This is a genomic window from Saccharococcus sp. Marseille-Q5394 (assembly GCF_946901335.1).
GTDB classification, from domain to species: Bacteria; Bacillota; Bacilli; order Bacillales_A; family Planococcaceae; genus Sporosarcina; species Sporosarcina luteola_C.
Genome location: NZ_CAMPPQ010000001.1, coordinates 1,631,589 through 1,648,099, shown reverse-complemented (window position 1 = coordinate 1,648,099; position 16,511 = coordinate 1,631,589). Strand labels below are relative to the sequence as shown.

Genomic DNA, 16,511 nt, shown 5'->3' with positions numbered 1-16,511 from the left:
AGCTTGAAGTTGTGGATGGAAGGTAAATTGATTTGAAATAGAAGGAAAGAGCCGCTCTGTACGTTGTTCGGCTCTTTCCTTCTACTGCAGTGCTTCTTTTATTAGATGTCCTACTTAATTGTCTTCTTTAATCACTAAATTTGCCAAGCCGTTCTCTTCGAATTCCTTTTCGTATCGCTCTTCGATTTCAAGCAATCTGAGGAAACGGTCATCCAGCGTGTCAAATGTTCCCCCTTCTTGATCAAGATCTCTCTTGGCTAGGTTACCGGACAGTTTCTCCCAGAATACGTAGTCATCATTGTCATCGATGATTGGATGCAGCTGTTCTTCATACTCTTTTGAGGGATAATAGGCGTTTAACTCGCGGTCATAGGGGACGAGGTCATCGTATCCCATGTCTTTCGCATGCAAGCAAATGTATTGGAACAGCTCATCGTAGTCGGCAAACCGTTCGTCGTCGGGACGGATTGAATTTGCAGTCCATTCCCCTAAATAGGCAAGGTCCAACAGCGTTTTGAATTGCTTTTTCGTGAAATTGATTTTCATTTGTATACTCTCCCTCAGTTTGCTTTTCAGCTATTTTACCATAGGAGGCATTGTGAGGGTTGGAACGCAAAGAATGTGGTCTGCAAAGCAAATTCAGTTTAAGAATGGCACGTCTGACAGTCTCGTTTGATTTCCCCATAGCTTCTTCAATTGTTATTTCCCTCCCTGTTAGTCATTTAAAATCACGATAGTTATCTTAAATAGTATCACTACTAGTAGGGGCAATTTATCTATCTAGGATTGTAATACAGTGTTTTTGAAATTTCGGAAAAAGTGGGAAGGTATTTCCAAACAAATAAAGAATATAGTCTATTATGGGGATTTTTGTCATAGATACCCCCCGAATATCCCTACCCTTACCATGAAAAATAGTAGGGTACCAGGTTATTCATACTGGGCCGACTGCATTATTGGTGAGGAAGTACGGTAACTTTATTCAACAGGAGGTGAAGTACAAGCATCAAATTACTTTATTGCGTAAAACGGTTCATTAGGGGGGATGGGCACTAATACACTGGATCGTAAAGATTTTACGCCACTTGGGGAAAGTACATCTAAGACATCAAAAGAAAGGAATTCACCAACTTTGAACAAGTATATGAAACAATCATTTTTACGGATATGGAAGACCTTAAACCCACACAACTTGTATTACGTTGGAACTTTTGATTTTGTCGTTACGAAAAAGGCCAACGTAAAGTTGCATCGCCAATATAATGGAGCGTATAGCTTATTCGTTTCGGAAAAGGGTGGGAAATATAATGACACTCTTGTTGTAAATCCAAGTACATTTAAAAAAACCGCAGTTGGCTCTACAATCAAATGCGGAGTGATTAAACATCGGGGATATGATGATTTTGCTGTTGTAACAAGGGAAACGGAAGGATATAAAGCGATCAAGTCACTTGTTTCAGGTTCGCTGATAAAATTAATATTTTTCCTCGTGATCCTAGTATTCATCATTCTTCAATTAAGCTTTTTTCTCAACTTTTTGTTAAGTCTTGTACTTTAGTAGATTAATAGAAAATGATGTAGGAAAGTCGAGGTTGAATTATGGATGAAAAGAATTCGGAAACAAATTTTAAGCCTATTCCTCGTCTCACTGCTGGTTATTACTTCATTGCCAGCAAATGCTACCTTTGCTGCAGTCGATAATACAGCAATCGAGGCACAAATCATGGAGGAATTGGAAGCTATTTTGGAAACTATTGACGTAACAGACCCCACTGAACTAACAGATGACACCAACCTCCAAGACTCAACAGACCTCACAGAACAGACAGAAGATCCACTACTCCAAGAATCTACAGAACTCGACAACACCACTGAATCTCAGGATATGAATAAGTCACCTGAAATCACCACAGATGAAGAGATAGAAGCGTATAAAAATTGGGAAAAAAGCTTACGAATTATCCCTCGTGCGTTGGCGTCCGGAACAAACTGTTCAACATTCCGGTTGTCCTTCTATTAACTGTTCATCCTAAAACCAAGCTTCAACTTATATCCTCGCATGGTGTAAATATTAGCCTAAGCTCAACGATGACAGTATGGAAATAGTGAATCCTTTTGTGATCCTCAGTTTATTGAGATTACGGATGACGCGTTGTACAGTTGCAAGTGACGTCCTTACTCTCTGATATATGCCAACTGTGCAGCATGTCATGCCTCGCCGCTCGGATATCTCCCCTCGCGCTCGTAAATCGGAAACTACGCTCGTATATTCCCGTTCGCGCTCGTAAATCGGAAACTACGCTCGTATATTCCCGTTCGCGCTCGTAAATCGGAAACTGCGCTCGTATATTCCCGCTCGCGCTCGTAAATCGGAAACTGCGCTCGTAAATTCCCGCTCGCGCTCGTAAATCGGAAACTGCGCTCGTAAATTTCCATTCGCGCTCGTAAATCGGAAACTGCACTCGTATAAAAGCCTGTTCGTAACGTAATTAAAACAGCCAGCAAAGCACATTTAGCATTGAAGGCAAAGGCCTTGAAATATCCCATACAATGGCTGATTGAAAGACTTTAGAACTGATTAATTAGACCGATATAAGCTATAAAGATTTAAGGGAGAAGGTGTTTCCATGTTTTGTTCAGATTGTGGGTTTAAAAACGCTAAGGGTGTCAATTTTTGCGGGAGTTGCGGTAAACCGATACAAAAAAAGAGCCATACAGGGTGGATGCTGCTAGTCATTTTTGTCTGTATCTGTGTGCTTGGCGGTGTCGGATATGCGTTCATTCAAATCAGTAAACAGGAAGCACTGAAAACATCGACACTTGCGGATGCAAATGAAAAAGACGCTCCTGTGGAACAGCCGGTCCGTATTATTGAACGGCAAGTTGCGGAACGTCCTAAAAATAAGCCGGTCGAAAAAGAGAAAACAGAACTTATCGAGGAAACATTGCCGAGGGTATTTACCATAGTGACGACAGATGGTTTCGGTTCAGGTTTTCTGTATGCCAAGGGTGGTTACATTGTCACGAACGCTCATGTCGTATTGGGCTATACTGATGTGAAAGTGAGGAATTCGGTCGGCAGGGAAGCCCCAGGGAAAGTGATCGGGATCTCTGATACATATGATATCGCACTCATCCAGTCTGATGCGTATAAAGATATCAATCCGCTTAAGACAGAAGTGAATGAAACGAAGGTCGGTACTGAAGTTATCGCTTTAGGCAGCCCGAACGGATTGGAAAACTCAGCTTCTGTCGGTTATTTGACAGGTACAGGCAGAGACATTCGGGATGATTTCATTTATGAAAAAGCTTATCAGATCGATGTCCAGGTCGAAACTGGCAGCAGCGGCGGTCCTTTGATTGACGCAAAGACTGGAAAAGTGATTGGTATCAATTCACTCCTGCTGGAAAAAAACAGACGGATTGGATTCTCTATTCCTCTGTACACGATGACATATTTATTTGATGACTGGATAAAAAGTCCGATGAGTGATCGACAGGTGGCATCCGTGTTTGGCGTGTACGATGACAATGGGTCTTCAAATTTCTACAATGAGGATTCCTATAATTACGATGCGAGCGAAGACGAAGTTGAGGGTTACGAGGGGGACGTCTACTTCTACGAAGAATGGCTGCAGGATTTCATTCTGGAATTCCGGGCGGTTTATGAGGATGCCTTGTCTAACGAGGACTTCTACCAGATCGAGCATTATTTATTGCCAGGCGGCAGTGCACATGAAGAATTCGTGAATTACTTTGCTGAGATTTCCGGTGAAGGCATGCACTTCGACTTTATTGAAAATGTCGTGACGGGAGTAACCATCTATGACGATTATGCACTTGTTTCCACCTACGAAACATTAAACTTCCGCAATAAAGCGGGGAACGAGAAGTATTATGTGAAAGAGAAGAACTATGAAGTGGTTATTCACACTAATGGTACTTACCGGATTAAAGATGTGAATAATAGGTGAAAATAAACACGCCCAACGATTGCTTGCTAGATTGCTGGGCGTGTTTTTACTTTTTAGATCTTGAAATCCAAAACCTACCACCTATTCCACGAAGTGTCGTGAAGATAGGTGGTTGTCTTTGACAGTGCTGATTCGCCTAAGTAGTCGTTACTCCATTGTGACAGGATCTGTTCGGGTATGTATTGGCGTTTTGATTGTTTATAGAGCAGCGTCTTGCATAGGGATACTTTTGAGGAGATAGAATTTAAAAGGCACCAATTCAATAAATGCAAGTTTGTATAGATTTGTCGAAAAATATCGAATAAAGTTATTGCTTGTTGATTCTATTCGTTATATCATTGTATCTAAAATTCAGAAAAGGGAGGGTTCAGCGATGATTACTTTTATAGCATCCATTTTATTATTGATTGTTGGTTATATCGTTTACGGGAAGGTGGTTGAACGAATTTTTGGCATCGATGACAAGAATCCGACGCCTGCTTATACAAGCAACGATGGTCTTGATTATATGCCGATGAGCTGGTGGAAAGCGAGTTTGATTCAGCTTCTGAATATCGCTGGGACCGGCCCGATCTTTGGTGCAATAATGGGCGCGCTTTATGGTCCAGTAGCATTTGTATGGATTGTTATCGGTAGTATCTTTGCTGGGGCGGTACATGATTACTTTTCGGGTATGTTGTCGCTTAGACATAATGGAGTACAATTTCCAACGCTTGTCGGAAAATACTTAGGTGGTAAAATGAAATTCATTATCACAATCGTTTCAATCGTGTTAATGGTTTTGGTGGCGGCGGCATTTACTTCAGCACCTGCCCAGCTACTTACAGAAATAACACCGATTAACTTTACGACGTGGTTAGTCATTATTTTCATTTATTTTATACTTGCGGCGGTTCTACCGATTAATAAGATCATCGGAAGAGTGTATCCTATTTTTGGAGCTATCTTAATTTTCATGGCTGTATCGATCGGTATTGGATTGTTCTTTTTTGATCATTCCATCCCCAATTTAACATTCAGTAATTTACACCCTGGAGACATGCCTATATGGCCATTGTTAATGGTAACAATATCGTGCGGAGCGATTTCTGGATTTCACAGTACACAAAGTCCAATTTTAGCTCGAACATTAAAAAAGGAAAGTGAAGGAAGGAAAGTTTTCTATGGGGCAATGATCGGCGAAGGGATTATTGCAATGATCTGGGCAGCAGCAGGGATGACCTTTTTTGGCAGTACGGGTGCGTTGCAAACAGCACTTGCAGCTGGTGGTCCAGCTGGAATCGTGAATGAAATTAGCTTATCAACGCTAGGTGTTTTCGGCGGATTCATTGCCATTTTAGGTATTGTTATTCTGCCAATAACGACCGGTGATACAGCATTACGTTCCTCCAGAATGATGCTTGCTGAATTATTAACTGACCTGACGAAGAAAGACTTTAATGGGAAAGGGAAATTAGCCTTTCTTATCATACCAGTAGCAGGAATAACGCTATATCTAACTACGATTGATTATAGCTTCCTCTGGCGCTATGTCGGTGGATCTAATCAAATCGTTGCTGCGGTTATGTTATGGACCGCATCTATGTACCTCGTGGAAAACAACAAGTTCCATTGGATCTGCAGTATTCCGGCAATATTCATGACAGCGGTGGTCAGTACGTATTTCTTCTATGCACCGGAAGGCTTTAACTTGGACTACGGTATTTCCCTGGCGCTAGGAGCGGTTATTTGGTTGGCAGTACTTGCATGGTTTGTTATGCGTCTTATTAAACATAAAACGGTTGGCGGCTATAAGGATTTGGATGTTAAAGTGGGATAGTAAGAATCAGGCATGCGCTGTTTGAAACAAACATGCCCAGCAATCGTTTGCTAGATTGCTGGCGGCGTGTTTTTTGTTTTTCGAATCTCAAACATCCAACAACCAACCTTTCCACGAAGCGATTGGAGATGGGTGGTTGTCTTTTTAAGAGTTATTCGCCTTAGTAGTTGTTAAATGGCTAAGGGCTGTGTATTCAATACTTGGTCCTTTGCTTTCTACATCAAACATCATTCAAAGGACCTATCAATTAAACCAATCTCCAACTATATAATGATAATTGGAATAACAAACTAGTTGTCCACTTATAGTAGAAAAGAAAAGGCGATTAATCAGTAGTTGCAAGGAAAAGATATTCTGGAAAATCAGTGTAACTTTAACTGATTCCTGTCGTCTAAGTTATGGAATGAACAAATTAGGAGGTAAACTGTTTGGTCAAAAAACATAAACACGGTAAGCTCTTGACGTCAGCCGCCGTGCTGACGAGTGCCATTGTAGCACCTGCTGTTGTTTCTGCCGCTCCGACGTATTACAAGGATGTCCCACCATCTCATGTTGCTTATGATTCGATTATGTATATGTCTGGCAAGGGCATTATTAACGGGTATGCCGATGGGACATTCCGCCCTTCTGAAAAGGTGACCCGAGGCCAGGCTGCGAAGATATTGGCCATTTCATTGAATTTGGATCTGAACAACGTCCGTAATCCTCATTTCCGTGATGTCCCGACTTCCCATGGGTTTTACAAGTACATTGCGGCGCTTTACGAGGCAGGCATCATCGATGGGTACTCGAACGGCAATTTCGGAGTGAATGATCCTTTGAACCGTGGACAGATGGCGAAAATCTTGGCCCTAGCTTATCAACTCGAAAAGCAGCCATTGCGTACGGCGAAGTTCACTGATGTCTCTTCAAATGCATTTTACGCCGGCTACTTGCAGTCCTTAATTGACAACAAGATCACTTTTGGAATCACGCCTACCCGATTTGCACCAAACCAATATGTAGACCGTGGGCAGATGGCGATGTTCGTACACCGGAGCGAACTGGCAACGAACCGGACAGATACTGTGAATGCAACGATTTCAACTTTTGATGGGTACTCACTGCAAACTGATAAGGGCTTTTACGACATTCCTGCATCCTTGCGCTATTTCTTCTCTTCCCAAAACTACAATGCTTTAAAAAACGCAAGAATCTCTTTCAATCATGACAAAGGTGCCCTGACGTCCATCACGCAACTTGAACTCAGGAACTCAGGAACCTCGTCTAATATAATTACATTGTACGGAAACAACACAACCTTGAATGGCAGTCTGGTCATCGATGCCGATTACCTCAATGTCAGGGATCTGACAGTTACTAAAAACCTCAGCTTCGGTTCTGAAGCACAAAATTATTTCACTGGAGATACGCTGAACATTAAAGGCTCTACGACTAGTAACGAATACACTTCTACTTCTAATCGAACTCTTAACCTCACATTCAATAACACCACGTTAAACACAGTACAATTATCCAAATCCAACACGAATTTCACACTCACCAACAAGTCATTAGCAAAATTCATTACAATGAAGGCAAATGGTACGTTCAGAACATATGACACATCCCGAGTTGAAGAGGTTTCATTGGAGGGATCGGTGTCAGAGGCCGCAATCCATTCGAATGTCCCTAAACTTTCCGTCTCCACTACGAGGGACGTAACAGTGAATGGATCAGGTACAATTACAACCTTCAACATCCTTACGAACCGCCTGGTGACAATCAATACAGCGGGAACCATCTCAACCCTGGACATTCCGCGTGATGGCTATGTAAATGTAGGCACGCAAACATGGGTGTCCAATGTGCTTATTCCGCGGAATACTTCAATTAAAGAAGTCATCCGGAACTACGATTCTGCAAAATACCGTATTGACCGGATTAACGGAGTCAAAAACCCGGATCAGACGCCTCCTTATGAGCCGCCGGTCTACCAGGACATCACGATCCGAGCTGCAAGTATGGACGCCAATGGAGTCATCTCCATGACATTTGACCAAAATCCTACGAAGTACAAGATGACAACGAAAACTAAAATGTATGCTGGGGACGTAAAAACAAACCAAACGCTGGAACTGACAAATCTCTCCATTGGTAATGGGAGTTACACGAGCGGCCAAGCGGGGACATTCACGTGGACCGAAGGAAAGAACCAATATTCCACTTCCTACTCTACAGTCTCTTCGAGTGGCAGCTGGAAGACGGTTACTTTCTATGAGGATACCCGCTTAAAGAACAAGATATTTGGAATTACTTATCGGGTCAGCAGTTTAGGGTTGGAAGTTGCAACTGACTTTACGGACGATACAGTAACTTTCCTGAACAACTCCACATTCTCTGTCGTAGGTACTAAAGGATCGTATACTTCGATTGCCGGTTCAAAAATTGCTGTTCCAACAGGTACTATTACAAATGAAACTGAATTACAAAGAGCACTCTCTTTGAAGGTTCCTGAAATAACGATTTCCAAAGATATTACGATCACTAAGCCAGTAGCGATCAACTATCCAAATGTAAAGATTCAAGCGATCAATGGAGCGGCCATTAAAGTTTCTGATGGATTACGGTACAAAGCCGAAGAAGCTGCCATTACATTTGATGAAAATGCAAAGAATGCAAAGTGGCAGAATGTGAAGTTGGTCGGACATTCCGGTACACGAGGCCATGGAATACTCGTCAATTCCGACAATGTCACTTTCGAGAATGCTGAGGTCACGAACTTCGCAGGCTACAATATCATTTCGTACAATTCGTCATCCGTTACTTTGAATAAAGTGAAACTATCCAATGCCAAAGGCGGTTTGCATGTCTATACATCCAGAACTTCATCCCCGACAACCGTCAATTTAACCAACGTTGAAACAACGAATAACCAAGACGGCGGGGTTAATTTAGTTGCGGATCGGGGAAGCAGTAAAATCATCGTTACTGGGAAAGGCAACAAGCATAATGACCAGTCTAAAGGTGTACCGGCTCCTGCATTTTGGACAGATGGGAATGGAGAGTTCGATTTTAAACTTGCGGACTTACATCTTTACACAAAAATACAAAATGCCTATTATCATATCGACAATGACCTGGAGTTTTCTCATGCTGTCTCACAGTTAAGTAAAACAAAAACAGAAAAGCAGACTCCGAGAATGAACATAGCCGACAATTTCACAACCAACAAATCAATTAAAGTAAACGAAGCAATTTCCATTAACGGGAATGGAAAGACGATAAGTCTTAATTCAAAAGGGGACCCAAAAAAGGATGCTCAAGGACTATTGATCAGCTCTTCTGTTGTCATTGACAACCTCAACTTCACTTCCGGAAAAGACATGATGGATCATCTAATTGAAGTAAGCGGAAATGGAGCTTCACTGGCACTATCAAACACAACGTTGAAAGATTCCAGGTTAGGTGCAATATACGTAGGGAATTCCGAGAAGAAAGACACTAAAGAGAAACTTACACTGAAAGGTTCAATTGCCTTTTCCAACAATGAATTGGGTGGAGTTGGGGCAATGAATGGTGTAACGATTACAGCGAAAGAAGCAAAAATCACTTACACTCCTTCCACACGTACGAACAATGTTGTCTATAAGAATACAAATCGAAAAGGCAGCATTAAAGTGGAGCCGATTTTCTGGGCAGACTCCCTGGATGTACTAGTTGACCTGCCAGATGGATTCAAGAGTTATGAGGTATCTAGGGATAAGAAGAATAACAAGATATTGTCCAATGATCGAAATTCTGCTACTGAGGTTATTTATAGTAGATAACATAAAGGCCTTCCCGCAAGTTAGGGGAGGCCTTTCATCAAATATTAATTATCGAAAGTTGGCGGCGCTCATTAGTCATGTGTAGCCGTACGTAAAATGGGTTTCGCGCTCGTAAATAGTATTCTACGCTCGTAAAATCACCTGTGCGCTCGTAAATAGGAATCCACGCTCGTAAACTTCCTCTTTGCGCTCGTAAACAAGAAGCCACGCTCAAGAATTTCATTTAATTAATTCATTAAGAAAACAGGTGAAAGAATGCTATCCGCATTCAATCACCTGTATTTTCTATTACTTCACAATCACTTCAATAGGCTCACCAACAATATTCCACTCCGTACCAAGCATAGTGAATGTGTGCTTCACGAATACTTGGGCTGTTCCAGGAGAGACAGCTTCGATTGTGTTGCCAGTCAGTTTGACGACGCCGTTGTCATCAGCGACAAACAGTTCGGATGCGATGTTCTCCTTTTTAGCGGTGCGGTAATTGACAAAGGCTTTTGCTTGGACTGTGGATGTTTTGCCTGGCTTCAGATTGATTTTCTTGATGGGTGTTTCGAGTCTGATCGGTGAATCTGTCAGCCATTGCATGTAGTCAGTGATGGGGCCGACGAGTCCTTGGGCGAGTTTATCGCGGAAAGGCTCTTCAGCACGGAATGTCCAGTGCATCGTTAGCATGCCGCGTTGGCGCATATACGTAATGAATTCTTCGTACGTGCTTCCATAGCTTGCATTCAATGTGACTTGATTCGATGTTCCGTAGTCCATCATCTTTTGGGCATTTTTGATTTTTGCTTCTGTCGTTGTTGGTACTGCAGCGGAATACAGGTAACCGACAGGGATTTCAGGTTTTAATTCAAAGGAATCGATCATGCTACCAAGGTCGAAGCTTTGCAGGACGACTTGGTCGACCATTCCTTCTTCTTCGATTTCCCTGATCACCTGCTCCTCGATGCCGACGCCTTTCAATTCAACGAGAAGGATGACGTCTTTCCCTTTGAATTCTTGAAGGAACTCTTTGAATGTCGGCACTTGCTCTCCAGCGAATTCTTCACTGTATTTGATGCCTGCATCAAGCTGACGGATTTCATCGAACGTCAGGTCTTTGACCGCACCCGTTCCATTTGTCGTCCGGTTTACCGTCAAGTCATGCATGATGATGAGGTGGCCGTCTTTCGTCAATTGCAAATCCGTTTCGATCTGGTCAGCGCCAAGCTCGTAAGCCAGTCGGTACCCAGCCATTGTGTTTTCAGGAGCTAGCGACGGGACTCCGCGGTGGGCGGCGACGATCGGTCGTTTGACGATTGTGTTTTCAGGGTACTTTCCGAGCGCTTCGATGGAAGCGGCAGGGTTATTGGTGATGATGCCATCTGCTCCTGTATGGATGAGCACATGTGCATGGTCTTCATCTTCGGCACCGATTCCCCATACAGCCACCATTCTTGTATGCAAGTAGTGGACATTTTCCGCATCTAGCAGTTTTTCCGGAATGAGCGCAACTTTTGCATTGCTAGCATGGACGGTCCGGATCAATTCGTTAATGTCATGCTTGTTGAAGGAATTCTTCGTGTAGATGATTCCCCCTCTTGCTGTAGGCATCAGGTTAGTGATTGCCTTCACGATTTCCGGATGGGACGAGACGATATGAACGTCAGTCGTCTGTGCGGCATCCAAGCTTTCTATGATTGCATCTTCAATGCTTTCCGTTTCGATTTGCAAGATCGGAATGCGCTTGTTTTGTACATTGGCGAGTGCTTCATTCAATGGCACGCCATTTGTCACTAACTCACCTGCGCTATCCTGTTCAACTTTCAGGAGCACGGATGCTGTATTTGAAGATTCTGCGGCCGACAGGGATTGTCCGATTAGCGTAGGTGCGTTTATGATATTCGTCTCCGGCTCTTGTGGAAGGAATGCACCTGCGTTTTCAACTGGCGGCAACCCTTGCTCGAAAGATGAAACCTTCACGTTGTCGAATAGGACGGTGGATCCGTTCGCTTGGAAACCGATGTCGCCGTTAAGTAAACCGGATGCTTGATCTGTATTGATGACAAGTTTGTTATTAATGAACTGCTGGAGTCGATTATTGCTTGCAATGATTTTAATTCGATAAGGCTTGTTGTACTCGAACTTTTCCGTGAAGAATGTCGCTTCGGGAACGACCCATTTGTTCTGGGCATTCCTTTCTGCAAACTCCGCGCCATTCAACGCTGTCGTACCTCTTCGGATTGCGAATTGATAATATGGATAATTCGCCGATTGCACACGGAACATCATTGATGCCCATCGAGTATCTTCGACTGCGGAAACGAAAGTCATATCCGCCTCAAACACGATGTTTCCGTTCTTATCGGGGAGCGGTACAAGCACTCTCGCCGGTGAAGCTGACGAAGGCGAAGTTACCTTCAGTGCTCCATCTTCAACGGATGTTTGTCCTTGAATGACGCTCCATCCTTCCGGCATCACACCATCCAATTGCTCAAAGTCCTCTTCGACGAGTACGGTTTGATCGGCACTCGCCAGATTTCCAGCACCGAATAAATAGCCGATACCCGCCACCAGTGCGACAACGCCAAGGGTTACCCACTTCATAGTTCCTTTCTTCATCCCAATTCCTCCTTTCGAATTAGATCGCCAATCTAGCAACCTAGGTAGCAATCGGTTAGAAGTATACATGATTCCCAATTGTTTGAAAGTTAAATTATTGTAAAGGGGCTAAAAACAATTCTTTATTACCGGAAGCGCTATTAATTCCGTTTCAAATGAACTAGTTCACCTCGTAGGGTGACAGACTCATAACTAATATGGTTATGGAAATGAGTGAAAGATCTAAATAATGTTTATTAAAACACAGAATACTATTGCAATTATATGAATCTACTGTATACTATGGGTAGTTGAATATAGGCAGAGACGATGAGATGAAAGCCTAGAATGTAAGCCCTTTCTGGAAAAGGGGTTCATTTGGCGTTCCTCTCTTTTTTCTTGCCTAATAAAATCTTAGGGGGATTTTCATGAAAAGATTTGGTGGATTGGCTGCTAGTATCTTGTTGGCTACAGGATTGCTAGCCGGTTGTGCAGGGGGAGCTTCAGAAGGTGACGGAGATGGAAAAGGAGGGGGCAGGATCACTCTTTATTCACCGGAAACACCTGACTTTACGAAGGAATTGGCTCAGAAGTATGAGGAGGTACATGGCGATAAAGTCGATGTACACTACGCCGGGACGAATATCCTTGTCAATCAGATGATGGCTGAGAAGGACAATCCGAAAGCGGACGTCTGGTACGGCGGTGGAGGCATCCTTCCGTTTGAAGCAGCAGTAGATCGTGGAATCCTTGCTTCTTATATCCCGGATTTCGCAGCAGATTGGGATGTTGTGGAGAATGGCATTAAATTAAAGCACCAGGACGGTAAATATGTCGGTGTAGAACTTTTCGTATTAGGATTTTCCTATAACACGGATTTGGTGACGGAAGCAGAAGCACCGAAGACGTGGGCAGACTTGCTTGACCCGAAATGGGAAGGGAAGATCCAGTTCCCGAACCCTGCAGCATCCGGTACCGCCACTCTAATGGTTATGGACCAAATGATGCAGCAAGGTGAAGACGAAGCTTGGGCGTATTTCGAAAAACTTGTAAAGCAAGCGAACTCGATCCCTGACTCCGGTTCAGCTCCAACTAAAGCCGTAGCGATGGGTGAAGCGCATATCGGCGTAGGGTTTGACTTCATGGCTTATGAGCAAAAGGCTAAAGGTGAAACTGTAGACTTCATCGTTCCTGATAAAACACCAGTGCTTGTTAACCCTGCAACTTTGATTGAAGGCGGTCCGAATGCTGAAGGCGGCAAGAAGTTCATGGATTTCCTTCTTTCAAAAGAAGCTCAGCAGATCATGGCGGATTGGTACCATATCCCGATCAACCCGGACGTGGAATCTAAAACTCCATTGACGCTTGATAAGGTGAAAGAACATGCTGTCGATCTTGATATCGATTGGGTGAATGAAAACTACGATCGCGTTCGTAACGAGTGGAAAGACAAATTTCAATAAATAAGGGTGAATATGTATGGGGTCAGTAAAAATTAAGAACATGACAAAAACGTTTGGGGACTTTACTGCCCTTCACGACATTAACCTTGATATCGAGGAGGGCGAATTTTTCGCTCTTCTCGGTCCTTCGGGATGTGGGAAAACGACAACGATGCGGTGCATTGCTGGTTTCGAAAATCCTACATCGGGATCCATTTACATAGGAAATCGTGAAGTGGAAAAGATTCCTGCAAACAGACGGAATTGCGGTATGGTCTTTCAAAGCTATGCATTATTTCCACATATGAATGTGTTTGAAAACGTTGCATACAGCTTGAACATCAAGCAGCTTAATGCAAGCAATCCGATTAAACAAATGGGGATCTATGCACGTCTTTTGACGAAGCGTTTCGGAAAATATCCGCAAGATCTGAAGAATAAAGTAATGGAAATATTAGAGTACGTTGAATTGGAAAATCATGCAGAACGGTTGACGAGTGAACTGTCTGGCGGCCAGCAGCAACGGGTGGCGTTGGCAAGAGCGTTGGTCATGGAGCCCGCAGTTCTTCTAATGGATGAGCCGTTGTCCAACTTGGATCAGAAATTACGGCATTCCATGCGAAATACCATCCGGACGATTCAACAGGATTTGGGCATTACGACGATTTTCGTCACGCACGACCAAGAAGAGGCGATGAGCATGGCGGACCGTGTTGCGGTCATGGATAAAGGCGAAATCGTTCAAATCGGAACTCCGACAGAGCTATACAGTAATCCGTCTACGCCATTCATCGCGAATTTCGTTGGTACTTCAAACATTTTGAAAGGCACTGTCGAAAGCGAAGAGAATGGATTCACTGTCGTCAAAGGGGAAGGGTTTTTACTCCGTTCATCCAATAAAGCGAAGAAAAAAGAAGTGGATGTCATCATCCGTCCGGAACACGTAAAAGTGGAAGCTGCGGACAGTGTGATTGATCACGCGAAGACGAATGTAATTGAAGGAACTGTCATCATGTCCACGTATTTAGGGTCGATCGTCAGGTATGACGTCCAAGTCGGCTCCTATCAATTAATTGTCGATACAACGTATTCCTCAGGAGCTAATATTTTTGAGGAAGGAAAGAAAGTGAAGTTGACTGTGGACCACGAGAGGGTGCTGTTAATATGAACCGTATCAAAAACAGCTTCAATGGGTTGACGGTCGTAAAAGTCCTCATTTATGCATTCTTTGGCCTGTTCATGTTGCTGCCGCTTCTCTCCGTGTTCGTTGTCAGTTTCACTGGTGAACCGACGAACCTATTAGGCTCCTTGACGGATCCGGCCATTTTCAATTCGACGCTTGAAAAGTTCAAGAACATTTCATTGGATAATTATAAAAGGATCTTCTCGGGCAAAGGTTATTTCTCTGCATTGAAAAACAGCCTTGCTTTGGCGTTTACCGTTACCATCATCATTATCCTCGTTTGTATTCCCCTTGCATATGGAATTGCAAGGACGAAAATGCCATTTAAAAAGACGATTTCCGCATTATGTATGATTCCATTGATCGTACCGACGTTCATTTCTGCATATGCGTTTATCATCATGTTCGGACGGGCTGGATGGGTGACGCAAATCTATAACGCGCTGGGCGGGGAAGGCATGTTATTGAACCCCTATTCGATGGCCGGGGTCGTTGCTGTGCAAGTCTTCTTCTTTTTCCCTTACGCATTATGGCCGTTAGTGGCGGCATTCAAGGTTAGTGATATCAGTTTGGAAGAGGCTTCCCAAAATCTCGGGGCGAAAAACTGGTTCACCTTCATCTTCGTGACGTTCCCGCTTGCTTTACCGGGCGTCATTTCGAGCGCATTGCTCATCTTTACGGTGAGCTTCTCGGATTTCGGAAGTCCGATTGTACTTGCACCAAAAGAATTGAATTTGCTTGTTGTTGAAGCGTATCGAGAGATTTCCGGGTTCTTCAACTGGGGCGGGGCAGCCATCCTGACAGTTGTCATGGTGATTGTTGCGGCATTCTTCTTCTATCTCCAGCATCTATACACGAAGGGGAAAAACTATGGCTCGGTTTCCGGAAAGCCGAAGCAGCAGAAGCTCATTGAGAATAAAGTATTGACGCGCGTGCTATCTGGCTATTCTCTATTTGTCGTATTGATTCCGCTATTGGCGATGCTTTCAGTGGCACTTCAATCCGTTGCAACGACATGGGGCAAGGATTTATTGCCGAGCGGCTATACATTGAACCACTATAAAACAATTTTTTCAACGTCGATGGGCAATATCCAAAACAGTATTATGCTCGCGACTGGCGCATTAGTGTTAAGTGTTATCATCGCAACATTTGTATCGTACTTCGTCGTCAGACAGAATTCGGCGAAATTGGATTTCATCGCTTCCATTCCATTGGTCGTGCCGGGAATCGCATTCGGGATCGCATTGATCCAGACATTCAATACGATGCCTCTGCAATTGACGGGGACAGCTTTGCTATTGATTATCGCTTATACGATCAGACGACTTCCGTATATGGTCCGTTCGACAATGGGATCCATGCGGGCCATCAAACAGGATATCGAGGAAGCGGCAGTGAATCTGGGGGCCACCCCTCTGACTGCGGCGATTACAATTGTAGGACCGCTAATGCTGCCTGGAATTGCAGCCGGATCCGTACTTGTTTTCATTACGGTCATTAAAGAGGCAAGTGTTTCGATTCTGTTGGCTCCGCCTGAATGGGCACCAATGAGTTTGGCGATCTTCCAAAACATCCTTCGGGCAGAGTACTACTCGGCAGCGGCGATGTCTATCGTCCTCATCGTCTTAGTACTAGTTTTGCAGGGCATTGCCAGTTTTATCGGGAAAAAACAACGTCTTTAATTGGAAGAGTGAAGTG

Annotated in this window: 10 protein-coding genes; 8 read left to right on the top strand and 2 right to left on the bottom strand. The window is 43.6% G+C overall.

All coding sequences use genetic code 11. The annotated features are described in order from the left end of the window. Nucleotides 1–114 precede the first annotated feature (114 nt). A complete protein-coding gene (locus tag OC538_RS08015; RefSeq protein ID WP_262174215.1) occupies nt 115–546 on the bottom strand; it encodes a hypothetical protein in 432 nt (143 codons plus the stop codon). Nucleotides 547–1,045: 499 nt separating this feature from the next. Here OC538_RS08015 and OC538_RS08010 point away from each other — a divergent pair, with 499 nt between their 5' ends. The 5 genes from OC538_RS08010 (at nt 1,046) to OC538_RS07990 (ending at nt 9,602) form a co-directional block, all read left to right on the top strand. Then, nucleotides 1,046–1,558, top strand: coding sequence for a hypothetical protein (locus OC538_RS08010; RefSeq protein WP_262174214.1), 513 nt, complete (start codon nt 1,046–1,048; stop codon nt 1,556–1,558). A gap of 45 nt (nt 1,559–1,603) precedes the next feature. Beyond that, nucleotides 1,604–2,020, top strand: a complete 417-nt coding sequence (locus OC538_RS08005) for a hypothetical protein (protein ID WP_262174211.1) — start codon at nt 1,604–1,606, stop codon at nt 2,018–2,020. Between the two features lie 703 nt (nt 2,021–2,723). Then, nucleotides 2,724–3,974 (top strand): S1C family serine protease, encoded by a 1,251-nt coding sequence (locus OC538_RS08000; protein ID WP_262174209.1) that lies wholly within the window; start codon nt 2,724–2,726, stop codon nt 3,972–3,974. Between the two features lie 373 nt (nt 3,975–4,347). Continuing rightward, a complete protein-coding gene (locus tag OC538_RS07995; protein ID WP_262174208.1) occupies nt 4,348–5,793 on the top strand; it encodes a carbon starvation protein A in 1,446 nt (481 codons plus the stop codon). Between the two features lie 428 nt (nt 5,794–6,221). Then, nucleotides 6,222–9,602 carry an S-layer homology domain-containing protein gene (locus OC538_RS07990; protein ID WP_262174207.1) on the top strand — a complete coding sequence of 1,127 codons (3,381 nt, stop codon included), beginning with the start codon at nt 6,222–6,224 and terminating at the stop codon, nt 9,600–9,602. A gap of 288 nt (nt 9,603–9,890) precedes the next feature. Here the strand turns inward: OC538_RS07990 and OC538_RS07985 are convergent, their stop codons facing one another. After that, entirely contained in the window at nt 9,891–12,206 is a 2,316-nt protein-coding gene (locus tag OC538_RS07985; RefSeq protein ID WP_262174206.1) for a glycerophosphodiester phosphodiesterase family protein, read from the bottom strand. 407 nt (nt 12,207–12,613) lie between these two features. Here OC538_RS07985 and OC538_RS07980 point away from each other — a divergent pair, with 407 nt between their 5' ends. From OC538_RS07980 to OC538_RS07970, 3 genes are read left to right on the top strand one after another with little or no spacing between them, the layout of a single operon-like run. After that, nucleotides 12,614–13,648, top strand: a complete 1,035-nt coding sequence (locus OC538_RS07980; RefSeq protein ID WP_262174205.1) for an ABC transporter substrate-binding protein — start codon at nt 12,614–12,616, stop codon at nt 13,646–13,648. A gap of 16 nt (nt 13,649–13,664) precedes the next feature. Further along, the gene (locus tag OC538_RS07975) at nt 13,665–14,795 is read left to right on the top strand and encodes an ABC transporter ATP-binding protein (RefSeq protein WP_262174203.1); all 1,131 of its coding nucleotides are present in this window, start codon (nt 13,665–13,667) and stop codon (nt 14,793–14,795) included. Beyond that, nucleotides 14,792–16,495: an ABC transporter permease gene (locus tag OC538_RS07970; RefSeq protein WP_262174200.1), complete on the top strand. Its 1,704-nt coding sequence runs from the start codon at nt 14,792–14,794 to the stop codon at nt 16,493–16,495. The genes OC538_RS07975 and OC538_RS07970 overlap by 4 nt, the downstream gene beginning before the upstream one ends. Nucleotides 16,496–16,511 lie beyond the last annotated feature (16 nt).

Bases quoted from the DNA above. Each gene is read 5' to 3' on its own strand.
- OC538_RS08005 (WP_262174211.1), top strand. From the start codon at position 1,604: ATGAAAAGAATTCGGAAACAAATTTTAAGCCTATTCCTCGTCTCACTG.
- OC538_RS07970 (WP_262174200.1), top strand. From the start codon at position 14,792: ATGAACCGTATCAAAAACAGCTTCAATGGGTTGACGGTCGTAAAAGTC.
- OC538_RS08015 (WP_262174215.1), bottom strand. From the start codon at position 546: ATGAAAATCAATTTCACGAAAAAGCAATTCAAAACGCTGTTGGACCTT.
- OC538_RS07995 (WP_262174208.1), top strand. From the start codon at position 4,348: ATGATTACTTTTATAGCATCCATTTTATTATTGATTGTTGGTTATATC.
- OC538_RS08010 (WP_262174214.1), top strand. From the start codon at position 1,046: ATGGGCACTAATACACTGGATCGTAAAGATTTTACGCCACTTGGGGAA.
- OC538_RS08000 (WP_262174209.1), top strand. From the start codon at position 2,724: ATGCTGCTAGTCATTTTTGTCTGTATCTGTGTGCTTGGCGGTGTCGGA.
- OC538_RS07975 (WP_262174203.1), top strand. From the start codon at position 13,665: ATGGGGTCAGTAAAAATTAAGAACATGACAAAAACGTTTGGGGACTTT.
- OC538_RS07985 (WP_262174206.1), bottom strand. From the start codon at position 12,206: ATGAAGAAAGGAACTATGAAGTGGGTAACCCTTGGCGTTGTCGCACTG.
- OC538_RS07980 (WP_262174205.1), top strand. From the start codon at position 12,614: ATGAAAAGATTTGGTGGATTGGCTGCTAGTATCTTGTTGGCTACAGGA.